Origin of the sequence: Lacinutrix sp. 5H-3-7-4, assembly GCF_000211855.2 — a bacterium.
In the GTDB taxonomy this organism is placed as follows: domain Bacteria; phylum Bacteroidota; class Bacteroidia; order Flavobacteriales; family Flavobacteriaceae; genus Lacinutrix.
On record NC_015638.1, the window covers coordinates 485430 to 511484 of the forward strand.

Here is a 26055-nt window from a genome sequence, read left to right on the forward strand (position 1 = left end):
TAAAAAATTATTTTTTTCGTTCTATAACGTAATTTACCATGAGTTCTAATGATGCTCGATACTCAGATTCAGGAAAGTTTTTTAATATATCGAGTGCTTCATTTTGAAAAGCTTTCATTTTTTTTACAGCATAATCAAGTCCACCATTATCTTTAACAAAGGTAATAACTTGATCAACTCGCTTTTTATCTTTATTGTGGTTTTTAATTGAATTAATTAACCAGCGTTTATCTTGTTTTGAACTGTTGTTTAATACATATATTAAAGGTAAAGTCATTTTTTGTTCTTTAATATCTATACCTACAGGTTTACCAATACTTTTAGAACCATAATCAAACAAATCATCTTTAATTTGAAAAGCCATACCTATTAACTCACCAAACTTCCTCATAGTTTCAACCTCTAGAGTATTTGGTTTTACAGATGCCGCACCTAAACTACAACATGCTGCAATTAGTGTCGCTGTTTTTTGCCTAATAATTTCGTAATAAATAGTTTCTGTGATATCAAGTTTTCGGGCTTTTTCTATTTGAAGTAATTCGCCTTCACTCATTTCTCTAACTGCAACAGAAATTATTTTAAGCAAATCGAAATCTTCATTATCTATAGATAAAAGTAAACCTTTAGAAAGTAAATAATCACCTATAAGTACAGCGATTTTATTTTTCCAAAGTGCATTTATAGAAAAGAAACCACGACGTTTATTACTATCATCTACAACATCATCATGAACCAAAGTTGCTGTGTGAATAAGCTCTATAACTGATGCACCACGATATGTGCGCTCTTTAACCTCACCATTACTTACCATTTTTGCGACTAAAAACACAAACATTGGTCGCATTTGCTTTCCTTTTCTATTTACAATATAATGTGTAATACGGTTTAAAAGTGCCACTTTTGAAGACATCGCCAAACGGAACTTTTTTTCAAAAAGATCCATTTCGAAAGCTATAGGCTGTTTTATTTGTTCTGTTATCTTCAAGTCTAAAAATAATGGTTTGCTAAATTAATAATAAAGTTATTGTCTAGCTACTAATCTTAGCACATTCATTTAATTAACATTAAACATTTCGCTTTAACGGTAAAAAACGCATTTAGTCTATTAGAATTTGAATTTCCCTAAGAATTTTCTACTTTTATTAGTCAACTATTTAAATCTTTTTTTATGAAAAAAATTACTCTTTTATTTTTATTACTGCTAACGATTACGTTTAGTAACGCTCAAGAAACAATTTCGTTTGAAGCACCAACCTATTCTCTTGGAGATATATACGGCCAAAACGGCTGGGTCACTACTGGCGATGGTGCTGGTGGATTTATTACTAACCAAGTTGTTAGTGACGAGCAAGCATCAGACGGATCATACTCTGTTAAAATTGTACCTGAAGCTGCTTTTGGAGGTCAACAAAATCCAATTGTAGGTGCTTTTTATGATTATGCCACTCCGGTATCTTATGTTGATGCTGTTTTTTCTGCAGATTTATATTTAGATACATTTGATTCTTCTACAACTTCAGATTTTATTTTTGGATTTGTAAATTTAACTGATGGTGCATTTGTTACTTATGTAAGGTTTACTTACACTGGAGATATAAGTATTTTAGCAGATGATGGTACTGGTACAAGTACTATAATTCTAGACGATACTTTAGTAGATTGGACACCATTAACTTGGTTTAATTTACGTGTAGAATTCACTACTGGTGGAGGTATTGAAGTATTTATTGATGACACTTCAATATATACAGGATTGGTTGCTACACCAAATACAGATATTGAACAATTTAGATTTTCTCATGATAACTATGGTGGTTTTGCACACATGGATAATTTTAGAACTAATGATGAAGCACTATCGGTTGATGAATTTGCATTAAATTCTTTTTCTCATTTTTACGATAATGATACTAAAGAATTAAAATTAAATTCGCCACAAAACAACTTAAACAACTTAGAGATTTATGATGTTTTAGGAAAGCTTGTTGTAAACAATAAAATTAGTGGAAACGAAAACACTACAGAATTATCGACGTTAAATGATGGTGTATACTTAGCTAAAGTAATTACCGAAAAAGGTACTAAAACTTTTAAATTTATAAAAAGTTAAAAATTACCGATTATAAAAAAAAGCGACCAATTGGTCGCTTTTTTTTATGATTTATTTGCTAATTGCCCGCAAGCTGCATCGATATCTTTACCGCGACTGCGTCTAACATTAACTACAATATTATTACTTTCTAAAGCTTGTATATAGTTATCTATTGCTTTACTTGACGCTTGTTGAAATTGTCCATCGTCTATAGGGTTATATTCTATAATGTTTATTTTACATGGCACATACTTACAGAATTTCACCAAGGCATTAATATCTTCTCTTCTATCGTTTATACCATCCCAAACAACATATTCGTAAGTAATTTTACGTTGTGTTTTCTCATACCAATATTCTAACGCTTCTTTTAAATCGTTAAGCGGAAAGGTTTTATTGAAAGGCATAATTTCTGTTCTCACCTCATCTATTGCAGAATGTAATGATACTGCAAGATTAAATTTAACAGCATCATCTGCCATTTTTTTTATCATTTTTGGCACTCCAGATGTTGATACTACAATACGCTTTGGAGACATACCTAATCCTTCTGGAGAAGTAATTTTATCTATAGCTTTAATAACATTATTATAATTCATGAGTGGTTCTCCCATACCCATAAACACAATATTACTTAAAGGTCTATTAAAATATAATTTACTTTCTTTATCTATAGCAACTACTTGGTCGTATATTTCATCTGGATTTAAATTACGCATACGTTTTAAGCGTGATGTTGCACAAAACTTACAATCTAAACTACACCCAACTTGGCTAGATACGCATGCTGTGGTTCTAGTTTCGGTTGGTATTAATACCGACTCTACAATTAAACCATCGTGTAATTTTACAGCATTTTTTACTGTACCATCACTACTACGTTGCATGGTATCTACACTTATGTGGTTTATTACAAAGTTATCCTGAAGCATTTGGCGCGTTTCTTTAGAGATATTTGTCATATCTTCAAAAGTATGAGCGCCTTTTCCCCAAAGCCACTCGTACACTTGATTGCCTCTAAAGGCTTTATCTCCTTCTTTTACAAAAAATTCGCGCAGTTGCTCTTTTGATAATGCTCTTATGTCCTTTTTTTTATCTGCCATTATGTTACAAAAGTAGTGAAAGCATTGAGTATTTTCACTTTAAGTAATTATAAATAATATAAAAGGCCTTATCAAGATGTTCTTAATAAGGCCTAGGTTTGTTTAGTTTGGAAATGTTATATAATTAACATTGCATCTCCATAACTATAAAATTTGTATTTTTCTTTTACAGCCTCTTCGTATGCTCTTTTAATAAAATCATGACCTGCAAATGCAGAAGCCATCATTAACAACGTAGATTTTGGTGTATGAAAGTTAGTAATCATACAGTTTGCTATACTAAAATCGTATGGAGGGAAAATAAATTTATTTGTCCATCCATCAATTTCATTTAATGTATTGCTAGAAGATACTGCACTTTCTACTGCACGCATTGCTGTAGTTCCTACTGCACAAATACGCTTTTTATCTTTTAAAGCTCTATTAATACGCTCTACAGTTTTAGGTCCAATTGTTACCTCTTCACTATCCATTTTGTGCTTAGATAAATCTTCTACCTCAACTGGATTAAATGTACCTAAACCAACATGTAAGGTTACCTCTGCGAAATCAATACCTTTAATTTCTAAACGCTTTAATAAATGTTTAGAAAAGTGCATACCTGCTGTTGGTGCTGCTACTGCTCCTTCATTTTTAGCGAAAATTGTTTGGTAACGGTCTTCGTCTTCTGGCTCTACATCTCTTTTAATGTATTTTGGTAAAGGTGTTTCACCTAATTCTTTAAGTTTATTTCTAAACTCTTTATAAGAACCATCATATAAAAAACGTAATGTTCTACCTCTAGAGGTTGTATTATCTATAACTTCTGCTACTAAAGACTCATCGTCTCCAAAGTATAATTTATTTCCTATTCTAATTTTTCTTGCTGGATCTACTAATACATCCCAAAGACGTTGCTCCTCGTTTAATTCACGTAATAAAAACACTTCGATTCTTGCTCCTGTTTTTTCTTTGTTTCCAAATAAACGTGCAGGAAAAACCTTAGTATTGTTTAAGATCATTACATCTTCTTCATCAAAATAATCAATAAGATCTTTAAACTGCTTGTGTTCTATTGTTTGTTCTTTTCTGTTAAGTACCATTAAACGAGACTCGTCTCTGTTTTCTGATGGGTATTCAGCTAAAAGCTCTTCAGGTAAATCGAAGTTGAAGTGTGATAATTTCATTTTTACGTCAATCATATTTATTTTTTAGAATGTTGCAAATATACAATCTCAACATAGGCGTTGTCAAGTAAATAGCCAATTATTATTTAGTATTGGCAATAATCTTTTAACCTATTGATTGTTTTTATGCTTTATTTTGAAAACCTAAGCTTTTTAAGTCTTCCCAAAACGTAGGATAAGATTTAGAAACTACCATATAGTCTTCTATTTCTATTGGTACTTTTAATGCCAAAGGTGCAAATGCCATTGCCATTCTATGGTCGTTATATGTACTAATAGAAATGTCGTTTTTTATGCTTGTTGCAGCTGTAAGATGTAAACTATTGTTTGTAACATTTACTGTACCTCCAAGTTTTTCTATTTCTGTTTTTAATGCTTCTAACCTATCTGTTTCTTTAATTTTTAATGTGTGTAATCCTGTTAAATCACATTTTAAACCTAATGCAAAAGCTGAAACTGCAATGGTTTGAGCTATATCTGGTGCATTTGCTAAATCGAAATTTATTATGGCATTTTTTGATATAACTTTGGTTTTTTCTAAAATTATAGTTGTGTTTTTAAATGTTGTTGTCACTCCAAAACTTTCATATAATTTTGCTAATGCCGAATCGCCTTGTAGACTATTTTCTTTATACGAAGCTAGCTCTATTATTGTACCAACGTTAGATAATGCTACTATACTATAAAAATAGGATGCTGATGACCAGTCTGACTCTACAGTTAAACTCTTTTTAACAGTTTGTGTTTCGTTTTTTGGTTTAACTGTTATTTTGTTATTTTCAAACTGTGTTTCAATGCCTATTTGGTTTAATAAGCTTAAAGTCATCTTTATATATGGCACCGAAGTTATTTTCCCTTTTAAGGCTAACTCTATACCATTTTCTAATTTTGATGCTATTAACAGTAATGCCGAAATATATTGACTACTAACGTCTGCACTTAAAGCAACTTGATGTTTTGTTAGTTTTTTTCCTTTTATTAAAATGGGTGGATAGCCTTCGTTTTCTTGGTATGTTATTTTAGCTCCTAATTGATTTAAGGCATCAACTAAAATTTTAATTGGCCTTTCTTTCATACGTTTAGAACCGGTTAAAATGGTTTCTCTATCTTGTTTTAAAGCAAAGAAAGCGGTTAGAAATCGCATTGCGGTTCCTGCATGATGAATATCGACAACCTTATTTTTTGAAGCTAATGCTTTGGTCATTAATTGCGAGTCGTCACTATTTGAAATATTTTTAATTTCAATGTTAGGATATAATGCCTGTAAAAGTAATAAACGATTAGTCTCACTTTTAGATCCAGTGACTTGGATAGCTGTTTGCTTTTTTATGCTTGATTTTTCAAGTTGTAAATTCATGGAATGTAGTAATGTATTTCTTCCGTATTAAAATAACAAAATTGCTATTTAAGTTTTTTGTTATTATGGTGCCTATCGTGGTCTCGTTTTGTTTTTATATCTAGTTTTTTATCGAAAGCTTCCTGCAAGTTTATTCCGGTTTGGTTTGCTAAACATAACACTACAAACATAACATCTGCTAATTCTTCGCCTAAATCTTTATTTTTATCGCTTTCTTTTTCACTTTGCTCTCCATAACGTCTAGCAATTATTCTTGCTACTTCTCCAACTTCTTCTGTTAATTGAGCCATGTTTGTAAGCTCATTAAAATAGCGAACGCCATGATTTTTAATCCAATTATCTACTTCTATTTGTGCGTTTTTAATATCCATTTTACTCTCTATTTTTAGAATCTATTATTATTGTAACAGGTCCATCATTTAGTAATTCTACTTTCATATCTGCTCCAAACTCGCCTGTTTGAACAGGTTTGTTTAATGTGGTTTCTAAAGTTTTATTAAATGCTTGGTATAAAGGTATCGCTACTTCTGGCTTGGCTGCTTTTATATAACTTGGCCTGTTGCCTTTTTTTGTACTAGCAAAAAGAGTAAACTGACTAACAACAATTACTTCGCCATTACTGTTTAGTAGTGATTTGTTCATCACTCCATTTTCATCATTAAAAATACGAAGATTTGCTATTTTATTTGTTAGCCAATTAATATCATCCTGAGTATCTTCTGGTATAATACCTAATAAAATTAAAAGTCCGTTTTCAATATTGGCAACTTTATTACCACTAATAGTAACACTAGCTTGTGAAACTCTTTGTATAACAATTTTCATAATGTAGTTTTATAAAAAAGAATATTTTATTCCTGGTTCCAGATATCTGTTCTATAATGCTGCTCATCTCCTTCTATTATTTGAAGATAACTTGTATAGCGTGAAGCTGCTATTTCATCTCGTTCTAATGCATCTTTTACAGCGCATTTAGGCTCTTCGATATGCATGCAGTTATTAAATTTGCAATCTTGTTTTAAGGCAAAAAATTCTGGAAAATAATCTCCAATTTCTTCTTTTTCCATATCTACAACACCAAAGCCTTTAATGCCTGGTGTATCTATTATTTTAGCATCAAAACTTAAGTCAAACATTTCTGCAAATGTTGTGGTATGTTGGCCTTGCATGTGTTGTGTAGAAATTGCTTTTGTTTTAAGATCTAAGCTTGGTTCTATTGCATTTACCAAAGTTGATTTACCAACACCTGAATGTCCTGTAAACATACTAACCTTACCTTGCATTAAAGCTTTTACCTTATCTATATTTTTACCTGTTTTTGCAGATATTTCAACACTTTCGTAACCTATTTGCTTGTAAATATGTGCTAAGTATTTTACATCTAAAATAGTATCTTCATTATAAGTATCTATTTTATTAAACAGTAAAATGGTTTTAATATCATAAGCTTCTGCTGTAACTAAAAAACGATCTATAAAGCTGGTAAATGTTGGTGGGTTATTAATAGTTACTAATAAAAATACCTGATCGATATTTGAAGCTATTATATGTGTTTGTTTAGAAAGATTAACAGATTTTCTAACAATATAATTTTCACGATCGTGAATGTTTTTAATCACTCCTGTTTCCTGATCACTTTTGGTATCTAAATCAAAATCTACATAATCTCCAACCGCTATTGGGTTGGTACTTTTTATACCTTTTAATCTAAATTTACCTTTTATACGGCATTCGTATGTATCACCGTTTTGGGTTTTTACGGTATACCAACTTCCTGTAGATTTATAAACTAGTCCTGTCATGTAATACAAAGATGCCATTATTAATTAAATTTTGAAAGTATTAACTAATAATGGCTCAATTAATAAGCTAATATTAATGTTTTATCCTTTAATAATTTTCTCTTGGTGATTTATAGACTCTTGGTGAACGGCTTTAAAAACTTTTAAAATAAATTCTTCACTAAGGTTCTTTTCATCTCCTTGAAGTATCATTTTACCTAAAATCTCATTCCAGCGTTTGCTTTGTAAAACTGCAACATTTTTTTGTTTTTTAAGCTTACCAATACTATCTGCCACTTCCATTCTTTTTCCCATTAAATCTATAAGTTGATTATCTACAACATCTATTTGGGCTCTTAAATTTGCTAATTCTTGATTGTACTCTGCTTCTGGATCTGTTTCTTTTCTAATTTTTAAATCCTGCATCATTTGTATTAATGCTTTTGGTGTTACTTGTTGTGCAGCATCACTCCAAGCATTGTCTGGATCAAAATGAGTTTCAATCATTAAACCATCGAAATTTAAATCTAGTGCGGTTTGAGACACATCAAAAACCATATCTCTTTTTCCTGTAATGTGAGATGGATCGTTTATTAATGGTAAATCTGGAAATCTATTTTGAAACTCGATTGCTAGTTGCCATTCTGGGATATTTCTATATTTTGTTTTTTCGTATGTTGAAAAACCTCTATGTATTGCACCTAAATTTTTAATTCCTGCAGTGTATAATCGCTCTATACCGCCTAACCATAGAGCTAAATCTGGATTAACTGGGTTTTTTACTAAAACAATTTTATCTGTTCCTGCTAAAGCATCTGCCAATTCCTGCATTATAAATGGACTTACTGTAGATCGTGCACCAATCCATAATAAATCTACATCGTTTTCTAAAGCTAGTTTTACATGCGTTGCATTAGCAACTTCTGTACAGGTTTTCATACCTGTTTCTTCTTTTACTTTTTTAAGCCATTTTAAACCTAAAGCTCCAACACCTTCAAAATTTCCTGGACGCGTTCTTGGCTTCCAAATTCCAGCTCTATAGTAACTAACATCTGTATCTTTAAGCTCATGAGCTATTTTTAAAACTTGCTCTTCAGTCTCTGCACTACAAGGTCCAGCAATTACTAATGGATGATCTAACTGCATGTCATTCAACCAATTTCTCATTTCTTTTTTATTTTCCATAATTCTTTAATTGTCTCGTTTTTATTCTATTTTCAGGTCTTATTAAATAGCGTATATTTTACTGTATTCCGTTTAATATTTGTTTAATATAATTGGTGTCTTGCATTTCGTTATAAACACCATCATAATTATCGTCTTCTATTAATTTTTTAAATTGTGAAAGGTTTGCGATATAGTCGTTTAATGTTTCTATTACATTACTTTTATTATGTTTAAAAATTGGTGCCCACATAGCTGGACTACTTTTTGCTAACCGCACTGTGCTTTCAAAGCCAGAGCCAGCCATATCGAATATATCTCTTTCATTTTTTTCTTTTTCAATTACTGTTTTTCCCAACATAAATGCACTAATATGTGATAAATGAGACATGTATGCTATATGTTTATCATGAGATTCGGGATTCATATAACGCATGCGCATTCCAATATCTGTAAATAAATTAAGCGCTTTTTCTTGGAGCTTAAATGCTGTTTTTTCTACTTCACAAACAATATTTGTTTTGTGCTGAAATAGGTTTTTTATTGCTGCTTTTGGTCCAGAAAATTCTGTTCCTGCAATTGGATGCATGGCTAAAAAATTTCTTCTCTTATTATGATTTTTAATAGCTTCACATATTGTTAGTTTAGTAGAACCTACATCTACTACTAACCCAAAATCTGAAACTTTATCTAATACCTCTGGTAAAATGGCAATAGTTGCATCTACAGGAATTGCTATAATTACTAAGTCTGCTTTATCTAAATCTGTAAGTGTTGCTTTTTTATTTATTATATTTAATTCTAAAGCTAAATCTAAATTTTCTGGTTTTGTATCTATACCAAAAATTGTAGCATTTGGTCTAGCTTCTTTAATATCTAAAGCCAAACTACCACCTATTAAACCAATACCAATTATATATATATTATTTATCATACTCTTGCAATCGCTTCTTCTATATCTTCACTATTTGCACATAAAGAAAAACGCACATATCCTTCTCCAGCAGAACCAAAAACAGTTCCTGGTGCAATAAAAATAAAATGATTATTTAATAAAGTATCTGTAAATTCTTCTGCTTTAATTCCTGAAGGTAATTTAGCCCAAACAAACAGTCCTATATTTTCTTTTTTAAATGTACAGTTTAGTTTTGTTGCTAATTCCCAAACTAATTTTCGTCTTTGTCTGTATACATTATTTAAACTTTGATACCACAATTCTGAACAATTTAAAGCTTCTATTGCACCTTTTTGAATACCGAAAAACATACCAGAATCCATATTGCTTTTCACTTTTAACACTGCATTTATAAATGTTTGGTTACCAACCAGCATACCTACACGCCAACCAGCCATATTAAAGGTTTTACTTAAGGAGTTTAACTCTAAACATACATCTTTTGCTCCTTTTATGCTTAATATACTTAATGGCTTATCATTTAAAATAAAGCTGTATGGATTATCGTTAACTAATAAAATATTATGCCTTTTTGCAAAGGCTACTAATTTTTTAAACTGCTCTTCGTTTCCTTTTGCTCCCGTTGGCATATGGGGATAATTTATCCACATAATTTTAACTTGAGATAGGTTTGTAGTTTCTAAAAGTTCTAAATCTGGAAACCAGTTATTATCATCTTTTAAATCGTAAAAAACAGGTTCTGCTTCTAGTAATTTAGTTACAGAAGCATACGTTGGATAGCCTGGGTTTGGAATTAAAACTTTATCTCTTGGATTTAAAAACGCCATAGAAATATGCATAATACCTTCTTTACTTCCCATTAACGGTAAAACTTCTGTATTTGTATCTAAGAAAACATTAAAATGTTCACGGTAAAAACCTGTAATTGCACTTCTTAATTCTGGTAAGCCTTGATAACTTTGGTATTTATGTGCATTAGCATCTTTTAAACTATTAACTATAGCTTTTACTACCTGACTTGGTGGCTGCAAATCTGGACTACCAATACCTAAATTAATTATTGGCTTACCTGTATCTTTAAGAAGTCTTACTTCTTTTAGTTTTTTTGAAAAGTAGTACTCTTCAACAGTTTGTAATCTTTTAGCTAATTCCATTACACTTTAGCGTTTTTATATTCTCCTAATATTTTAAAATGTGTGGCCATTATTTTTATTATTGCTTTCGCTTTTTCAAAATCTTTATAGTCTTGAAAAGTCACATCTACAAAAAATGAATAGAGCCATGGTGTTTCAACAACAGGTAATGACTGGATTTTTGTTAAACTTAGTTTACAATCACTCATTACATTTAATAAAGCAGCTAAACTTCCTCGTTTATGGTCTAATTGAAATTTAATTGAAGCTTTATTTATGTTTTTTAAATGACGCTCTGCTTTTAATTTTACTATTACAAAACGTGTTTCATTATGTTTTATACTCTGAATGCTTTTGGCTATAATATCTAGTTTAAAAATTTTAGCTGCCAATGTACTTGCTATTGCTGCTGTCTCTTTTGTATTATTTGTGGCTATTCGCTTTGCTACATCTGCAGTATCCTTATCTTCTATTAGTTTTATATGCGGATAATTTTTAAAAAAAGCTTTACACTGCAACAATGCCATTGGGTGCGAGTAAACCTCTTTTATATCTTTAATGGTTTGACCAGGCAATACCATTAATTGGTGTTGAATATCTAAATAATACTCTCCAACTATTTGCAAGTTGTGATTATCTATTAAAGCATAATTTGGAATTATAGAACCTGCTATTGAATTCTCGAGCGCCATAATTGCGGCATCGGTTTTACCACTTAATAAGGCGTTTACCGTTTCATCAAAAGACAAACACTCTTCAACAACTGTTGCTTCACCAAAATATTCTTGTGATACTATATGATGAAAAGACCCTTGTATTCCTTGTATTGCTACTGCTTTATTCAACTTGCCATGTTTTAATTATATTCCAAAAAAAAAGTCCCGATAAAAAATCGAGACTTAAGTTTAAATATATGTTTTTAATCAAAAATTACACATACAGCGTCTCGTTCTTTTTGCTAAAAAAGAAGTAAAACCAGCTATAATATGTATTTTGTATTGTTCTCATCTATAATTTTCGCGTGAGCGATAATTTATTTATAGTGCTAAAGTAAATAATTATTTCACAAATCAAAATACTAATTGGTGAATTTTAGTGTTTTACTGAAAGAATTAAAGATTTACAAACAAACCTTTGTTTAATTTACAGAATGTTTATTTTTGAGAAAAGAAATTTAGATGTCTATAAAAGTTGAAAATATATCGAAAGTTTACGGTGAGCAAAAAGCCTTAAACAATGTTAGTTTTGAAATTCAAAAACCTGAAATTGTTGGGTTTCTTGGACCTAATGGCGCTGGAAAATCTACAATGATGAAGATTTTAACCACTTTTATAAACCCTACACAAGGCGAAGCTACTGTAAATAACCATTCTATTTTAACAAATTCGAAATTAGTACAGCAAAGTGTTGGTTACCTACCAGAACATAATCCCTTATATCTTGAATTATATGTTAGAGAATATTTAGCTTTTAATGCTAACGTACATAAAGTGAGTAAAAATAGAATTGAAGAAGTTATAGCGTTAACAGGTTTGCAACCAGAATCTCATAAAAAAATACAGCAACTCTCTAAAGGCTACAGGCAACGTGTTGGTCTTGCCAATGCTTTATTACATAATCCAGATGTTTTAATTTTAGATGAACCTACAACTGGTTTAGACCCTAATCAACTAGTTGATATTAGAAACTTAATTAAATCTATTGGAAAAGAAAAAACAGTGTTTTTATCTACACATATTATGCAAGAAGTTGAAGCTATGTGTGATCGTGTTATTATTATAAATAAAGGTGAAATAGTAGCCAATAAAAAATTAAGTGAACTTAGAGAAGGACAAGAACAAGTTGTGATTGTTGAATTTGACTACCGTGTTGAAGAACCTTTTTTATTAAGATTACCTAATGTAAAAAGCGTAAAAAACACACATGACTTTATTTATGAGATCACTTTTTCTACTAAAGAAGACATGCGTTCTCATGTGTTCGATTTTGCTCACGATAATGAGTTAAAAATCTTACAACTTAACCAAAAGAATGCAAGTTTAGAAAGCATGTTTAGAGATTTAACAGCCTAAAACCTATTACTCGAATATTACACGACCGTTATATTGCTCTTGAATATCTAGATTTGGTGGTGTGTTTGTTGCAATAACATCACCTGTACTTACTAGATTTGCTGTTAAAGATACTTGAGGGTTTACAATAATATCATTACTACCGCGATGATAAATTGTTACGTTTTGAGCAATAAGATTTCTAGCTTCAAAACGGGCGTCTCCTGCTGCAAAATTTATATTAAGGTTATTAACTGTACCTTCAATAAATGTAGTTGACAAATTATTTATTACAAATTGTAAATTGTTACAATTTACTTGCAAATTAAACAAGCCGTCTGAACGTAATGTGCTATCTGAATCGTCTTCGGAAATGAGTTTTAAAGTATCATAATTTAAAACGCCATCACTACGTGTTGGCATACCGGTTGCCGAACGTATTTCGGTTAAATTTGGTGCAGACACATAAACTTTTGTAATACCATATTCACGTGTAATATTACAAGAATTATTGTTTTTTAATAACAACCTTCCGTCTTGTACGCTTACCTCAATATCATCTATTAAATATTCTCCAGATTCTACTACAACTTTATATTCTGCTGCTTGTTTTATAATTAACTCGGTACGTTCAAACACTGTTATCTTCGTAAATTCTTCTACAAAATATTCTTCTTGTATAATATCTCCAGAATTTTGAAAACAATCTGGTGCACTATCATTGTTACAGCTACTAACTAGTATTAATGCGATTATATATATAATTTTTTTCATTTTAATTTTACTTAAATCTAGCTTTATACTTTTATAATCTTACTCCAATTCCAAACTCAACAGCTTCTGCTTTTGCACCGTGAGACTTTAATGTAATTGCGCCAAATAACTTATCGCCAAAATAGCGTTTTAAACCAATTCTATTATATACACGACCTTCAAAATCATATGGATAATAAACATAATAGCCTAACTGTGTTATAAATGACATTTTATTAATAAATAACTCATGGCCTACAAATACACCAACACGCTTATAATCTTCATCTCCTGTTACATTATTTAATGGGTAAGCTATTGAATAGAATTCTATAAGTTCTTTTAAAAATGTTGAAAAGAAAACATCTGTTCCTACTTGTATCGAAGATTTTCGGTTTAAACGTTTATCTGCATAAAAGGATAAAATATAAAAAGGAAATTGGCCAGTATCATTAATATCACTTTCATTAACTCCACCTCTAAATGCAATGTTATATTTAATTTTTTCGGTGAATTTTTTATCTTCAGTAGACGCTATATAATCTGGTTGATTATCATAATCTAAGGTATAATTTGCTCCTATATTAAAGGCAAATGTATTTGTTGAATTATTAGGTGCTTTAAAGTTTGCATTAGAATAATGTATAATTGAAATCCCTGCTTGTAAACCAAATCCTTTAAAAATATTTTGTTTATCGTAATTCAACATAACGTATGTTGAACTTAATAAATCTGAACCATATGCATTATTTCTAAAGTTCTCTACCTTATCGTAAGGATTTGTAGCATAAGCAATACCTTGACCAATTCTAAATTTTAAATTTCGGTTTAAAAAGTAAAAATTAAAGTGAGCATATAAACCATAATTTTCTCCCAGATGATAGTTTTTCATATCCTGGTAAATAAAAGATGCGCCGTAATCTGGATAATTATACCTGCTTTCCCAAGCCTTATTACCAAATGTTTTTTGGTTAAAACCCAATATAACTCCTGTAGGATGATCTGTAATTAAATGTGCGATATCTGGATTATGCTCTAAAACAGTACCATAAAAATAATTAGCATCTAAAGTAAAAGGATTTTTTTTATCCTGAGCATTGGTAAAAAAAGTACATAAAGCTAATATACAACCTAAGTAATATTTCATTAATTCAAATAGTTAGGCAGCAAAAGTATGTAATTTATTTTAAGGATGTATTGCTATTGAATAAATCCTGCACCAACCGTATTTTTCGAATATGTATCTATTAAAATAAACGACCCGTTTGTTCTATGCGCTTTAAAAGCATCAAAAAATATTGGTTTATTAGTTTTAAAAGAAACTTGTGCAATATCATTTATACCTAAAACTTCGACTGTAGTATCATGACCAGAATAATCTGGATTAATTTTATGTTCTATGGTAGCTACTTTTGCTAAAACCTTATTAATTCCATGCTGTAAAATATATTTATTTCCAGGTTTTAACTGGTTAGTATCCATCCAAGAAACTGTAGCTGTAAATGCTTTATCTATGGTAGGCAAATCGTTTGCTTTTACAATCATATCTCCACGAGAAATGTTTACATCATCTTCAAGTGTAATGGTAACAGATGTTCGTCTTTGGGCTGTTTGTAGTTTTTTATCGTAAAATAAAATGTCTTTAATTTTTGATTTGGTTTGAGATGGTAAAATTACGACTTCATCACCTACATTAAATTCTCCACCATAAACTTTTCCTGCATAACCTCTAAAATCATGAAACTCATCGGTTTTTGGCCTAATTACATATTGTACAGGAAATCGAGGTGTTCCTGAGTTATAAATTGCAGATTGATCTAAATTCTCTAAATGGTTTAGTACTGTTTCTCCTGTATACCAACTCATATTTTTAGATTTTTCAACAACATTATCTCCTTTTAAAGCTGAAACAGGAATAAAAGTAATTCTTTGATCTTGATAATCGCGTTTAGCCATTAATTCTTGAAATTCTGCTTTTATGTTATTGTAAACGTCTTCAGAAAAATCTACCAAATCCATTTTATTTATTGCTACAACAACATCTTTAATACGCAATAAATTATTTATAAAAAAATGTCTGTTAGTTTGCTCTATAACTCCTTTTCTTGCATCAATTAAAATTATAGAAGCTTGAGAGGTTGATGCTCCTGTAACCATGTTTCGTGTATATTCTACATGACCTGGAGTATCTGCAATAATATAGCTTCGTTTTTGTGTAGAAAAATAAATATGTGCAACATCTATAGTTATGCCTTGTTCTCTTTCTGCAACTAAACCATCTGTTGCTAAAGAAAAGTCTAAATAATCGTAACCTAAAGCTTTACTTTTGGTTTCAATTGCTTCTAATTTATCTGTAGTTAAAGATTTTGTATCGTATAATAATCTTCCAATTAAAGTACTTTTACCATCGTCTACACTTCCTGCTGTTGCTATTTTTAATACGTCCATTTTTTATGACTATTAGCTAAAATTTTAGCTTTTTTTTTGAAATTCGATAATTAAATTAATCTAAAGGTTTTTCGGTTTTAAAAGTAACCTACTTGCTTTCGTTTTTCCATTGCGGCTTCACTTCGCTTATCGTCGATTCTCGCACCACGCTCAGATATTGTTGAATTTCTAATTTCTTCTACAACCTTACTTATTGTTGAAGCTTGAGATAGAACAGCTGCTGTACAAGACATATCTCCAACGGTTCTAAATCTTACCATACGGTTTTCTACAATTTCATCTTCTTCTCTAAATACGACCTCATCGTCTGCAGACCAGATTAATCCATCTCTTAAAAATGTGGCTCTAGTATGTGCAAAATAAATTGAAGGGATTTCTATGTTTTCTCTTTCTATATAAGACCAAACATCTAATTCTGTCCAATTAGAAATAGGAAAAACACGTACATTTTGACCTAATTCTATTTCACCGTTAAGCATATCGAATAATTCTGGACGTTGGTTTTTTTCATCCCATTGCCCAAAGTCATCACGAACAGAAAATATACGTTCTTTAGCTCTTGCCTTTTCCTCATCTCGTCTAGCGCCACCAATGCAGGCATCAAACTTAAATTCTTCAATAGCATCTAAAAGTGTGGTTGTTTGCAAGCTATTTCTACTAGCATAACGGCCTTCTTCTTCTTTTACCTTACCTTGATCTATAGCATCTTGAACATGCCTAACAATAAGTTCTAACCCAAGTTCTTTTACTAAACGGTCTCTAAACTCTATTGTTTCTGGAAAATTATGTCCCGTATCAATATGCATTAATGGAAAAGGAATTTTTGCAGGATAAAAGGCTTTTTGCGCTAACCTAACTAAAGTAATAGAGTCTTTTCCTCCTGAAAAAAGTAACACAGGTTTTTCAAACTGAGCAGCTACTTCTCTAAATATGTATATTGATTCGCTTTCTAAGGGATTAATTGTCATTGTTTTTATTTTAAATTAATTACGAATGAAGTCCACATTCTCTGTTTCCTAATACTTTAGTAGGATCAAAGTATTTATGTTCGTTTGGTAAATTATATTTTGATAAATAAACATCTAACTCTGCATCTGAAAAATTATAAAATGGGCTAACTTTAATTACACCATTTTTATCTTTTGAAACCACGTCTATACTATCTCTAAAAATGGTTTGTCCTTTACGTAAATTAGTAAACCAAACATCTGGGTTTTGTGCTTTAAAAGCGCGTTTAAAAGGCTCAAGTTTTACTTGCTCTGTAAAGATTTTGTGATCTGGATGATTTACATCTGGTATGCCTAAAACGACATCGCGATGCGCAGTAGATTGTTTAGGCACATATAAATCTATTTTTAAATTTAAAGTTTCTATTAATTCTTGAGCGTGTTTGTATGTGTTTGGTGTATTATACCCTGTATCACACCATATTACATTAATATTTTTGTTTTGACTAGAAACTAAATGTAAAATTGCTGCTTCGTAAGGTCTAAAATTTGTTGTTACAACAGGTTTTGTAGCAATACCTAATGCCCATTTCACAATAGCTTCGGGACTTTTATTTTTTAAATTATTATTTATTTCTTCTATATTCATTTTTACTTTCCCCATTTAATTTTACTCCAAGCACGTTCATGAAAGAAGTACAATATCATTTTGGTAAATAATTCTACCATACCAATACTAAATGCCATTTTTAAAGTTCCTGTTATTAGATAAGAAATCACTATTGTATCTAAAGTTCCAATAAGTCTCCAACTAATGGTTTTTATTAAACTCCTACTTACTTTTTCGCCATTCTTACTAGAAGTTTGTTTTTGCTTTTCGGCTTTGTAAAAAAGATCTAATATCATAATAAAAGTTTAATTACTACTTAATCCCTATCGGAATAGTAGACTAAAGTGCAAATGTATTATTTGATATTAGTAAATACAAGTGATTGTTAAATAAAATCTGCTAAAGTTTTGTTATTAAAAATTTTAAGAGAGCTATCTCGTACTTCTTCCATAAGGTTATGTACTGCGCAAACCGTTTCATCTGGGCAATCATCACAAGGCTCGTAAAAGTTAAGACTAACACAAGGTACCATTGCAATTGGTCCTTCGAGTACACGCATAACTTCTGCCATAGCAACAGTTTCTGGTTCTTTTACTAAGTAATAACCACCTAACTTTCCTTTTTTAGAACCTAAAATTCCTTTTTTCTTTAAAGTAAGTAAAATGCTTTCTAAAAATTTTTGCGAGATATTTTCGGCTTTAGAAATTGTAGCAATTTGAACTGGCACACGTACTTCTTGCTTGGCTAAATATACCAAAGCTTTAATTCCGTATTTTGTTTTTTTAGATAACATGCCACAAATGTAATTATTTTTAATTATCTAAAAATGGCTAATATTAATGCTTAAGATTTTGTTTTAAAAGCAGATACCATTAATTATGAATTTATTAAAAAAGTATAGCTAACTAAGTCAAAACCTAAGTTTATCTTAAAAAAAACAAAAAAAATACTCTATCCATATAATTTTTATATTTTTGCAGAAATTATTTAGAGGACGGATTTGACTGATTGCAACCTCAATAAAAAATGCTAAAGGCAGTGTAAACTTCCTTCGACGCTCTCGTCAAATCCATTAAACATTTTAAAATAAACTATGGCGTATTTATTTACATCAGAAAGTGTGTCTGAAGGACACCCAGATAAAGTTGCAGACCAAATAAGTGATGCATTAATTGATAATTTTTTAGCATTCGATACCGACTCTAAAGTTGCTTGCGAAACGCTTGTAACCACTGGTCAAGTAGTACTAGCAGGTGAAGTAAAATCTAACACATATTTAGATGTACAAAAAATTGCAAGAGAGACTATAAACAAAATTGGCTATACTAAAAGCGAATATATGTTTGATGGGAATTCTTGTGGCGTGTTTAGTGCAATACATGAGCAAAGTGACGATATTAATCGTGGTGTTGACCGTGATAGTAAAGAAGAGCAAGGTGCTGGAGATCAAGGTATGATGTTTGGTTATGCTACTCGCGAAACAGAAAACTATATGCCTTTAGCATTAGATTTATCTCACAAAATATTAATTGAATTAGCAGAATTACGTCGTGAAAATAATGACATTACTTATTTAAGACCAGATTCTAAAAGTCAAGTAACTATTGAATATAGTGATAATAATGTACCACAACGTATTGAAGCAATTGTAGTATCTACACAACATGATGATTTTGACTCTAGTGATGCTGTAATGCTTGAAAAAATTAGAAAGGATATTGTTGAAATTTTAATTCCAAGAGTTATAGCTAAACTTCCAGAGCATTTACAAGCTTTATTTAATGATGATATAAAATATCACATTAATCCTACAGGAAAATTTGTTATTGGTGGACCACATGGTGATACAGGATTAACAGGTAGAAAAATTATTGTAGATACCTATGGTGGTAAAGGTGCTCATGGTGGTGGTGCTTTTTCTGGTAAAGACCCAAGTAAAGTTGATAGAAGTGCTGCTTATGCTACAAGACATATTGCAAAAAACTTAGTAGCAGCTGGTGTTTGTGAAGAAATTTTAGTACAAGTATCTTACGCTATTGGTGTTGTAGAACCTATGGGAATTTTTGTAGATACTTACGGTACTTGCCCTTTTAATATGACTGATGGAGAAATTGCCGAAAAGATTTCTAAAGTTTTTGACATGCGTCCTGCAGCAATAGAATCTCGCTTAAAATTACGTAACCCAATGTATAGCGAAACTGCTGCTTATGGGCATATGGGTAGAAAAAATGAAACTGTAACTAAAACTTTTTCTAGACCTAATGGAAATGATATCACCCTAGATGTTGAGCTATTTACCTGGGAGAAATTAGATTACGTAGATAAAGTTAAAGCAGAATTTGATTTAACATAAAAATACTTTAAAAATCGTTTGTGAGTATGAGAAACAATATTATATTTGCAAACGCTTTTTGGGGAGATACTCAAGCGGCCAACGAGGGCAGACTGTAAATCTGCTGACTACGTCTTCGCAGGTTCGAATCCTGCTCTCCCCACTAAAACAAAAAAGTCTATACGAAAGTATAGACTTTTTTTATTGTCTTTTTTTATAATAAAACATAAAAAAAGCGACCAGTTGGTCGCTTTAAAGTTTATTTATTTGGATTTTCAATTACCTGAGAAATTGAAGACTTTTTAAACACATCATCTTTTACTGTAATAAACTCAATATTCTCAATTGTCGCTTCTCCAATTTGGTCTGTGTAACCGTCTTTTTCATTCCAGTTATGAAATGTCCATTTTGTTGCAAAAGGTACACCGTTAACCTCTACAAAATTTGAATATTTAATAGCGTGAGGATCACTTTCTGCCTTTTCTAAATCTTTACCAAAGCTCACAATATATGCTGCACCTTCTAAAACATTTGTTTCTGGATTTTTATACACTACATACCAATCGTCTGGCGTATCACCTATTCCAGAATCAAAACTTAATTTAGCACTATCAAATTGTGCGTCTCCCCATTTATTTTTCTTTTCATTACTCCATTGTGTACCATTATCGTTTAATTTATATGGTAAACTTATAAAGTAAGGCCATGTAAATATATCAAAACGTGCTCCTTTATAATCGTCGTTTCTAGAATTTACAAACACTTCGTTACCATCGTAAATAATGCTAGTCCAAGTTTTTTTGTCTATTCTAATTTTAGAAAAATCTGTAAGCTGTGTAATTTTTGCAGTCAACCTATTATTGCCTCCAAAACTCACGCTAAAATCATAACTTATAGCTTGAGCATTATTAAACGCTTCTTTATTATGAGCTTTTTCTATAGAAGCTGTAAAAGGATTTACTTCTTTAATTTCTACTATTTGCTCTTCAATTGTTTCTTCTATTTCAACTTTAGTTTCTTTTGTGTTTTCTTTACAAGAAATTGTAATTAAAACTAGTGATGCAATTGCTAAAAATTTAAATTTCATAATATTATTTTGATGGTTTTATAAACTATATATTACCCTAAAGGTTACAAACCTAGGTTGTATAAAATACTCTGTTGCGCTTACTGAAAAATTTCCGACGTTAGTATTATTTTGTGATCTTGTATCCAGTAAATTTGTTGCTTTTACTTCGTATTCAAATTTACTATCTTCATTTTTTCTATAGGCTAATGATGCATTCCAGAACTGATAAGAGTTGATTGATTTTTCTGTATCACGATAATCATTATAACTATAATCTGTTCTAAAAGTAAAGCTTTTTCCTATTAAGGCATCAAAATCTACTGAAGGTGCATGGGTAAAAAACTTAGAATTGGTTGCTGGTTGATCGTTTATAGAATATGCATAACTTACAGTAAAGTTTGGTGCTTTTCTATAATTGGATCTTAATTCTACGTTGTAAGACTGAATGTAACTTTCGTTAACATTTGCTACACCATTAAAAACCTGATTAAATTTCGAATAATTAAAGCTTCCGCGAAGCGCTGTGCTTAGCTTACCAAATCGTCTTTGAAACCTGCCAAAAACATTTACACTCTCGTCTGCAAATGGTGAATTAAACGATGAGCTAATATCTACAACACTTTGGTTTGCAAAGTTAGTTGTATTTCTAATACCATCTATATTTTTTGTATAATTAATGTTAGCTGTTACATTAGTATAATTAAACATATTAAAACTAAAATAGCCTAAATTTAAGTTATGAGATGTCGCATTTTCTAATTCTGGATTACCCGAGTAAATAGAATTATAGTTGTTAATTACTAAACCTCGTGCAAGATTTGTAACATCTGTAAACTGCGTTTGCATTTTATAATTTAATATAATGTTTTCGCTTTTTTTAAGTTGCATACGCATAGTAAAATCTGGTAATAGCCTAAAAAAGTCTTCTTTTACTTCTGTATTAAATTGGCTATTTTTAGAACTATATGCGTGTGCTGAAACTCCTGGTGTAAATGTAAATATACCTGTAATAAACCTATAATGTAAACCTAGATATACATCGTTGAATGTATATGCAGTATCATTTGTATCTTCTCCATTATTTACAATTGGTGTAGGATTAAAAGTACTACCATTATCTAAGTTTTGAAAAATATTACTATCAAAATCTTGCCTACTGTAAATTGTACCTAATGTTAAATTAATATTGCTTTTTGCATTAAGCACATTCCAGTAATCTACTTTGGCATCTAATTGGTTTGATTTTACACGTTTTTGTTGTGCTATATCGTAGTTTACCTGAGCATCGTCTAAGCCTAAAGCAGATGCTGTACCCATATAATTTGTTTTATCTTCTAAAACGGCATTATAAAATGGATCTTCGTCTTGAATAAGGTGTTGCCCTTCGAAAGCAAAAATATTATTCTCGTTTAAAGTATAGTAGTAGTTTAAAGATTGTTTTATACTGTAAGGTTTTGTTTCTTCAACTTGGTCTATATTACCTATAACTGAAGAAAACACGTTTTGATATTGTGTTTCTTTAGAGGTTCTTCCTAAAATATTATAATCTAATTGATTGTTTGCGTTTGGCTTGTATGTTGTATTTAATTTCAACATACCTAAATCACTTTTTTGTTCTGTATTACTTACTGTGTTTTCATCTGGTCTATCAAAACCGGCATCTATATATTCTACACTACGGTTTTCTTGAAGGTCTGTTCTATTTCCAGAAAATATAGCAAAACCACCAATTGTTAATGCTTTGTTTGGAGACACACTAAAGTTGGCCGCACCAAACTTATTATTAATATCTTTTGCTCTATTATTTTGAAGTTGTAAAAATCCAAGACCGTTATCTCCTAGATTTATATTTGTACCACTTTGTGTACTAGGCGCACGAAAACCACCTGAGAAATTAAAATAGTCTCGTCTTGAAAAGGCAGATTCTCCAATGTTATTTAAATCTCCAATAAAGTTTATACTCTTTTTAGGGCTATAATAAAACAGTTTAGGCTGTACCAAATAGAGGTCGCTATTATCTGCAACGCCAACACCACCTGTAATTGTACCAAACCAAAAATTCTTTTTACCTTCTTTTAGCTTAATATTTATTGCAATATTATCTTGATTATTTGTTACTCCACCAAGTTGCCCAACTTCTGAGTAGTTTTTAAGTACCTGTACTTTATCAACCGCATCTGCAGGAATATTTTTGGTTGCTAGTTTAGAATCTCCATCAAAAAACTCTTTTCCTTCTACCATAACTTTCCCTACTTGCTTGCCTTCTACCTCTATTTGACCTTCGTCATTAATTTCTACTCCTGGTAATTTTTTAAGTACGTCTTCCAGCTTTCGCTCTGTACCACTTTTAAAAGAATCTGCATTATAAACCAAAGTATCGCCGCTTATGGTAACTGGCATTTCGTAAGTAAGTTCTACAGCTTCAAGTGCATTATCTATACTTAAACTAAAGTCTCTTAAAACAGCATCTTCTTTAGTTTCTACAACAACTTCTGCTGTTTTAAAACCAATATAACTTACCTGTACATTATAGGATGTATTTTTTTCTAAAGAAAGCTTAAATTTACCTTGCTCATTAGTAATGCCGTAAGCATCCATTATTTTGGTTTCTTGATTGATTGCTACAACATTAGCTAGTTCTAAAGGTTCACCAATACTATCTTTTACAACGCCTTCAAATTTAATTTGGGCAATAGTTGTGCTTGTTACTAGTAATAGTAACACAGTTAAAATGTTTTTCATGTTTTGTGGTTGGTTTTTTATTTAAAGCTTTATGAAAAATTAAAATCTGCCGCCACGACCACCACGGTTTCTACCACCGTACATTTCGCGCATTTCTTCCATTTTGTTTTTCACAATCTCGTTGTATTCTTCTTTAGTAACTTCTTTACCTTTAGTAGGTTTTTTAATCTCTTGTTTATCTTGTGGATTCATTACAATTTTAGAGCATAAAATTGTTGTTTTTCCAGAGCTAACTTCTAAAATTAAACCTGGTAATCCCCAATATTCTCCAGGACCTTGGTTTACTGGAATTTGCATGGTGTACCAAGCTACTACTTCTACTTCTTTAGGTGTTTCAATTAAATCTAAAGGATTTGTATTTAAGTCTACGGTATCAGACTTTTCTTTCGCTTCTGCTTCTGTTGTTACTGCATCATTAGACTTGTCTACTTTTACATCTTTATCTGTTTTTGCTGCAACACTTCTGTTTCCTTTACTTTTTTCTTCACCTTCTTTTTTATCATCACCACGTCTTCCTCTTCTACGCATGTTTGTAAAATCCATCTCATCTACAGGTTTCATTGCAACAGCTTTCATGCACATGTATTGACCAATTTGCTTGGTTTCACCTGTCATTTTCCATTCTAATTTATTTAGTTCATCTTTTATTAGAAATTGTTTACCAAAAAATTCTTGATCTTGCAAAAGCACTTCTTCTTTTACATTTTTATATTGAGCACCTGCTGTAAAACTACTCATGAAGCCTCTAAATCTGCCGCCACCAGCACCTGGAGCAGATAGTTTTTGTTCTTCGGCATAAGTAGACTCTTCTCTATTGAATGTTAGCGTGAACGTTTTCTCGAACATGCTTTTCATTCTTTCCATTATCATTTTTTTACGCTCTGGACTAAGTTCTCTTCCTCCCCATTGGTCTAGATCCATAGTTGTTTTAGACTCGTAAGTGGCTACACCTTGGAAATCTGACTGTGCAGACAATCCTGTTGCCAAAAATAGTGCAGAAAGTGTAAATGTAATTTTAAGTAGTAATGCTCTCATTATGTTGTTTCTTAATTATTTAGATAAAAATACAGTTATTAACATCTTTTAGACTTAGAAACATGAGAAAAGTTAAATTAGCATACGTTAAAACTTTCTTAAAATTTTATTAACCACCAACGCTTATCATTACTTCTCTGCCTCCTTTTCTACGGCCTTTAAATTGCTCCATCATTTCTTCAGATTTTTTTTGCAAAATAGCATCAAAGGCTTCTTGAGTTACTTCTTTTCCTTTTTTAGGTTCTTCTATTTTTTCTTTTTCTTCTGCATTTAACACTATTTTCGTGCATACTAGCGTTAGTTTTCCGTCATTAATTTCTAATATTAATCCTGGTAAACCTTGAAATTGTTGCGGCCCATTATTTACGGGTATTTGCATTGTGTACCAAGCGGTTGTAATGCGCTCTTTTGTAACGGTTTCTAATGTGCCTTCATTTGTAAGCGTTTTAGTTTCGTAGGTGTCTTTAAATATGGCTTTATTACAAATGTATTCTCCTATACTTTTGGTTTCTGCCTGCAATTCCCATTGTATTGGTTTTATAGTGTCTTTTATTAAAAAACGTTTTCCATAAACCTCTGTATCTACAGTATATCTATTTTCTTTTATGTTTTTATAAGTAACATCTTCATTACTTGAAACACTAATAGATATACCATTTGATGATTTTGGAGATGGTGCTGCTAAACTTTTGTTTTGTTTATAAATTGATTCTTCTTTAGAAAAGGTTAAAGTAAATTCTTTTTGAAATTGCTTTTTAAGTTGTTCTCTTAATTGTTTTTGTAGCTCGGAATTTTCATTTTCTCTATCCATTTTAAAATCCATTTTTCTATGAGACTTATAGGTTGCTACACCTTGAAAATCTTGAGAAAATACTGTTGTAACAAAGGCTAATATTATAATAGTTGCTAAAGTTTTCATATTATTTTATGGGTTTTTATTCGTTTAAATAGTAGTTTTTAGCTCCATTATAAATGCGCTCTGCCATTTTAATAAATTGGGTTGTTTCTAAATTTTCACTTTTAATATTATAAGATATTTTTCTTTTAACACCATTAGGTTTAACTGCTGGTTTATTACAAGTAATTTTAAATTCTACTTCACCTTTATTAGCTGTTTCTTCAAGCATTTTTTCAAGCTTTTCAATATTAAAAGCATTTTCTAACTCTTTTAAAGAATCTACATCTAATTCAATTTTTAAATTAGAAACATGAGTTTCTGTAAAATTAACATTTTGTAATTTACTTGTTTGTGTTTGTGCACTAACTATTACTGTAAATAAAATAATGTAAGTTGTAATTAAAGTTTTCATTTTTTATTGGTTTTAAAGTTCCCAACAAATATCTACAGTATTAATA

The 26055-nt window shown here is 30.7% G+C and carries 26 protein-coding genes and 1 tRNA gene; 4 read left to right on the forward strand and 23 right to left on the reverse strand.

Features of this window, described 5'->3' with window-relative positions:
• Window positions 1–7 precede the first annotated feature (7 nt).
• A complete protein-coding gene (locus tag LACAL_RS02270) occupies window positions 8–985 on the reverse strand; it encodes a polyprenyl synthetase family protein (RefSeq protein WP_013869079.1) in 978 nt (325 codons plus the stop codon).
• Between the two features lie 183 nt (window positions 986–1168).
• Here LACAL_RS02270 and LACAL_RS02275 point away from each other — a divergent pair, with 183 nt between their 5' ends.
• Window positions 1169–2110 (forward strand): T9SS type A sorting domain-containing protein, encoded by a 942-nt coding sequence (locus tag LACAL_RS02275; RefSeq protein ID WP_013869080.1) that lies wholly within the window; start codon window positions 1169–1171, stop codon window positions 2108–2110.
• A gap of 44 nt (window positions 2111–2154) precedes the next feature.
• On the opposite strand, the gene rlmN is transcribed toward LACAL_RS02275, so the two are convergent.
• The 10 genes from rlmN to LACAL_RS02325 all read right to left on the reverse strand — a co-directional run bounded on the left by rlmN (window position 2155) and on the right by LACAL_RS02325 (window position 11557).
• Window positions 2155–3195: a 23S rRNA (adenine(2503)-C(2))-methyltransferase RlmN gene (rlmN, locus tag LACAL_RS02280; protein ID WP_013869081.1), complete on the reverse strand. Its 1041-nt coding sequence runs from the start codon at window positions 3193–3195 to the stop codon at window positions 2155–2157.
• Window positions 3196–3311: 116 nt separating this feature from the next.
• Window positions 3312–4361 carry a tRNA preQ1(34) S-adenosylmethionine ribosyltransferase-isomerase QueA gene (queA, locus tag LACAL_RS02285; RefSeq protein ID WP_041301670.1) on the reverse strand — a complete coding sequence of 350 codons (1050 nt, stop codon included), beginning with the start codon at window positions 4359–4361 and terminating at the stop codon, window positions 3312–3314.
• 124 nt (window positions 4362–4485) lie between these two features.
• Window positions 4486–5718: a 3-phosphoshikimate 1-carboxyvinyltransferase gene (aroA, locus tag LACAL_RS02290; RefSeq protein WP_013869083.1), complete on the reverse strand. Its 1233-nt coding sequence runs from the start codon at window positions 5716–5718 to the stop codon at window positions 4486–4488.
• Between the two features lie 44 nt (window positions 5719–5762).
• Entirely contained in the window at window positions 5763–6089 is a 327-nt protein-coding gene (locus tag LACAL_RS02295; RefSeq protein ID WP_013869084.1) for a nucleotide pyrophosphohydrolase, read from the reverse strand.
• 1 nt (window position 6090) lies between these two features.
• On the reverse strand, window positions 6091–6543 hold the full coding sequence (gene dtd / locus LACAL_RS02300; protein ID WP_013869085.1) for a D-aminoacyl-tRNA deacylase: 453 nt from the start codon (window positions 6541–6543) through the stop codon (window positions 6091–6093).
• A 26-nt stretch (window positions 6544–6569) separates the two neighbouring features.
• On the reverse strand, window positions 6570–7520 hold the full coding sequence (gene rsgA / locus LACAL_RS02305; RefSeq protein WP_041301260.1) for a ribosome small subunit-dependent GTPase A: 951 nt from the start codon (window positions 7518–7520) through the stop codon (window positions 6570–6572).
• 81 nt (window positions 7521–7601) lie between these two features.
• Window positions 7602–8684: a bifunctional 3-deoxy-7-phosphoheptulonate synthase/chorismate mutase type II gene (locus LACAL_RS02310; RefSeq protein ID WP_013869087.1), complete on the reverse strand. Its 1083-nt coding sequence runs from the start codon at window positions 8682–8684 to the stop codon at window positions 7602–7604.
• 58 nt (window positions 8685–8742) lie between these two features.
• Window positions 8743–9597 carry a prephenate dehydrogenase gene (locus LACAL_RS02315; RefSeq protein WP_013869088.1) on the reverse strand — a complete coding sequence of 285 codons (855 nt, stop codon included), beginning with the start codon at window positions 9595–9597 and terminating at the stop codon, window positions 8743–8745.
• Window positions 9594–10733 carry a pyridoxal phosphate-dependent aminotransferase gene (locus LACAL_RS02320; protein ID WP_013869089.1) on the reverse strand — a complete coding sequence of 380 codons (1140 nt, stop codon included), beginning with the start codon at window positions 10731–10733 and terminating at the stop codon, window positions 9594–9596. Before LACAL_RS02320 ends, LACAL_RS02315 begins: the two co-directional genes overlap by 4 nt.
• Entirely contained in the window at window positions 10733–11557 is an 825-nt protein-coding gene (locus LACAL_RS02325) for a prephenate dehydratase (protein ID WP_013869090.1), read from the reverse strand. The genes LACAL_RS02320 and LACAL_RS02325 overlap by 1 nt, the downstream gene beginning before the upstream one ends.
• A gap of 333 nt (window positions 11558–11890) precedes the next feature.
• On the opposite strand from LACAL_RS02325, the gene gldA reads away from it, so the two are divergent.
• A complete protein-coding gene (gldA, locus tag LACAL_RS02330) occupies window positions 11891–12784 on the forward strand; it encodes a gliding motility-associated ABC transporter ATP-binding subunit GldA (protein ID WP_013869091.1) in 894 nt (297 codons plus the stop codon).
• Between the two features lie 6 nt (window positions 12785–12790).
• Here the strand turns inward: gldA and LACAL_RS02335 are convergent, their stop codons facing one another.
• The 7 genes from LACAL_RS02335 to LACAL_RS02365 all read right to left on the reverse strand — a co-directional run bounded on the left by LACAL_RS02335 (window position 12791) and on the right by LACAL_RS02365 (window position 18314).
• Window positions 12791–13537 carry a head GIN domain-containing protein gene (locus tag LACAL_RS02335; protein WP_013869092.1) on the reverse strand — a complete coding sequence of 249 codons (747 nt, stop codon included), beginning with the start codon at window positions 13535–13537 and terminating at the stop codon, window positions 12791–12793.
• Window positions 13538–13568: 31 nt separating this feature from the next.
• Window positions 13569–14663 carry an acyloxyacyl hydrolase gene (locus LACAL_RS02340; RefSeq protein ID WP_013869093.1) on the reverse strand — a complete coding sequence of 365 codons (1095 nt, stop codon included), beginning with the start codon at window positions 14661–14663 and terminating at the stop codon, window positions 13569–13571.
• 53 nt (window positions 14664–14716) lie between these two features.
• Window positions 14717–15964: a sulfate adenylyltransferase subunit 1 gene (locus LACAL_RS02345; RefSeq protein ID WP_013869094.1), complete on the reverse strand. Its 1248-nt coding sequence runs from the start codon at window positions 15962–15964 to the stop codon at window positions 14717–14719.
• Between the two features lie 77 nt (window positions 15965–16041).
• Window positions 16042–16932: a sulfate adenylyltransferase subunit CysD gene (cysD, locus tag LACAL_RS02350; RefSeq protein WP_013869095.1), complete on the reverse strand. Its 891-nt coding sequence runs from the start codon at window positions 16930–16932 to the stop codon at window positions 16042–16044.
• Window positions 16933–16951: 19 nt separating this feature from the next.
• Window positions 16952–17575, reverse strand: a complete 624-nt coding sequence (locus LACAL_RS02355; protein ID WP_013869096.1) for a phosphoadenosine phosphosulfate reductase family protein — start codon at window positions 17573–17575, stop codon at window positions 16952–16954.
• A complete protein-coding gene (locus LACAL_RS02360; protein ID WP_013869097.1) occupies window positions 17563–17817 on the reverse strand; it encodes a DUF2061 domain-containing protein in 255 nt (84 codons plus the stop codon). The genes LACAL_RS02355 and LACAL_RS02360 overlap by 13 nt, the downstream gene beginning before the upstream one ends.
• Before the next feature lie 89 nt (window positions 17818–17906).
• Window positions 17907–18314: an Rrf2 family transcriptional regulator gene (locus tag LACAL_RS02365; protein ID WP_013869098.1), complete on the reverse strand. Its 408-nt coding sequence runs from the start codon at window positions 18312–18314 to the stop codon at window positions 17907–17909.
• Between the two features lie 300 nt (window positions 18315–18614).
• Between LACAL_RS02365 and metK the strand changes: the two genes are divergently transcribed.
• Window positions 18615–19874 (forward strand): methionine adenosyltransferase, encoded by a 1260-nt coding sequence (metK, locus tag LACAL_RS02370; protein ID WP_013869099.1) that lies wholly within the window; start codon window positions 18615–18617, stop codon window positions 19872–19874.
• Window positions 19875–19934: 60 nt separating this feature from the next.
• A tRNA-Tyr gene (locus LACAL_RS02375) sits at window positions 19935–20016 on the forward strand.
• 96 nt (window positions 20017–20112) lie between these two features.
• Here LACAL_RS02375 and LACAL_RS02380 read toward each other — a convergent pair.
• The 5 genes from LACAL_RS02380 to LACAL_RS02400 form a co-directional block, all read right to left on the reverse strand.
• On the reverse strand, window positions 20113–20940 hold the full coding sequence (locus LACAL_RS02380; protein ID WP_013869100.1) for a hypothetical protein: 828 nt from the start codon (window positions 20938–20940) through the stop codon (window positions 20113–20115).
• A gap of 18 nt (window positions 20941–20958) precedes the next feature.
• On the reverse strand, window positions 20959–23664 hold the full coding sequence (locus tag LACAL_RS02385; RefSeq protein ID WP_013869101.1) for a TonB-dependent receptor: 2706 nt from the start codon (window positions 23662–23664) through the stop codon (window positions 20959–20961).
• Between the two features lie 39 nt (window positions 23665–23703).
• Complete coding sequence (locus tag LACAL_RS02390) at window positions 23704–24699, reverse strand: GLPGLI family protein (RefSeq protein ID WP_013869102.1); 996 nt, start codon at window positions 24697–24699, stop codon at window positions 23704–23706.
• A 109-nt stretch (window positions 24700–24808) separates the two neighbouring features.
• Window positions 24809–25618, reverse strand: coding sequence for a GLPGLI family protein (locus LACAL_RS02395; RefSeq protein ID WP_013869103.1), 810 nt, complete (start codon window positions 25616–25618; stop codon window positions 24809–24811).
• Window positions 25619–25634: 16 nt separating this feature from the next.
• Window positions 25635–26009, reverse strand: coding sequence for a hypothetical protein (locus LACAL_RS02400; RefSeq protein WP_013869104.1), 375 nt, complete (start codon window positions 26007–26009; stop codon window positions 25635–25637).
• Between the last annotated feature and the right edge of the window lie 46 nt (window positions 26010–26055).

Excerpts from the sequence above, each read along its gene's own strand:
- LACAL_RS02275 (WP_013869080.1), top strand. The coding sequence starts at position 1,169 with ATGAAAAAAATTACTCTTTTATTTTTATTACTGCTAACGATTACGTTT.
- rlmN (WP_013869081.1), bottom strand. The coding sequence starts at position 3,195 with ATGGCAGATAAAAAAAAGGACATAAGAGCATTATCAAAAGAGCAACTG.
- queA (WP_041301670.1), bottom strand. The coding sequence starts at position 4,361 with ATGAAATTATCACACTTCAACTTCGATTTACCTGAAGAGCTTTTAGCT.
- aroA (WP_013869083.1), bottom strand. The coding sequence starts at position 5,718 with ATGAATTTACAACTTGAAAAATCAAGCATAAAAAAGCAAACAGCTATC.
- LACAL_RS02295 (WP_013869084.1), bottom strand. The coding sequence starts at position 6,089 with ATGGATATTAAAAACGCACAAATAGAAGTAGATAATTGGATTAAAAAT.
- dtd (WP_013869085.1), bottom strand. The coding sequence starts at position 6,543 with ATGAAAATTGTTATACAAAGAGTTTCACAAGCTAGTGTTACTATTAGT.
- rsgA (WP_041301260.1), bottom strand. The coding sequence starts at position 7,520 with ATGACAGGACTAGTTTATAAATCTACAGGAAGTTGGTATACCGTAAAA.
- LACAL_RS02310 (WP_013869087.1), bottom strand. The coding sequence starts at position 8,684 with ATGGAAAATAAAAAAGAAATGAGAAATTGGTTGAATGACATGCAGTTA.
- LACAL_RS02315 (WP_013869088.1), bottom strand. The coding sequence starts at position 9,597 with ATGATAAATAATATATATATAATTGGTATTGGTTTAATAGGTGGTAGT.
- LACAL_RS02320 (WP_013869089.1), bottom strand. The coding sequence starts at position 10,733 with ATGGAATTAGCTAAAAGATTACAAACTGTTGAAGAGTACTACTTTTCA.
- gldA (WP_013869091.1), top strand. The coding sequence starts at position 11,891 with ATGTCTATAAAAGTTGAAAATATATCGAAAGTTTACGGTGAGCAAAAA.
- LACAL_RS02335 (WP_013869092.1), bottom strand. The coding sequence starts at position 13,537 with ATGAAAAAAATTATATATATAATCGCATTAATACTAGTTAGTAGCTGT.
- LACAL_RS02340 (WP_013869093.1), bottom strand. The coding sequence starts at position 14,663 with ATGAAATATTACTTAGGTTGTATATTAGCTTTATGTACTTTTTTTACC.
- LACAL_RS02345 (WP_013869094.1), bottom strand. The coding sequence starts at position 15,964 with ATGGACGTATTAAAAATAGCAACAGCAGGAAGTGTAGACGATGGTAAA.
- cysD (WP_013869095.1), bottom strand. The coding sequence starts at position 16,932 with ATGACAATTAATCCCTTAGAAAGCGAATCAATATACATATTTAGAGAA.
- LACAL_RS02355 (WP_013869096.1), bottom strand. The coding sequence starts at position 17,575 with ATGGGGAAAGTAAAAATGAATATAGAAGAAATAAATAATAATTTAAAA.
- LACAL_RS02360 (WP_013869097.1), bottom strand. The coding sequence starts at position 17,817 with ATGATATTAGATCTTTTTTACAAAGCCGAAAAGCAAAAACAAACTTCT.
- LACAL_RS02365 (WP_013869098.1), bottom strand. The coding sequence starts at position 18,314 with ATGTTATCTAAAAAAACAAAATACGGAATTAAAGCTTTGGTATATTTA.
- metK (WP_013869099.1), top strand. The coding sequence starts at position 18,615 with ATGGCGTATTTATTTACATCAGAAAGTGTGTCTGAAGGACACCCAGAT.
- LACAL_RS02380 (WP_013869100.1), bottom strand. The coding sequence starts at position 20,940 with ATGAAATTTAAATTTTTAGCAATTGCATCACTAGTTTTAATTACAATT.
- LACAL_RS02385 (WP_013869101.1), bottom strand. The coding sequence starts at position 23,664 with ATGAAAAACATTTTAACTGTGTTACTATTACTAGTAACAAGCACAACT.
- LACAL_RS02390 (WP_013869102.1), bottom strand. The coding sequence starts at position 24,699 with ATGAGAGCATTACTACTTAAAATTACATTTACACTTTCTGCACTATTT.
- LACAL_RS02395 (WP_013869103.1), bottom strand. The coding sequence starts at position 25,618 with ATGAAAACTTTAGCAACTATTATAATATTAGCCTTTGTTACAACAGTA.
- LACAL_RS02400 (WP_013869104.1), bottom strand. The coding sequence starts at position 26,009 with ATGAAAACTTTAATTACAACTTACATTATTTTATTTACAGTAATAGTT.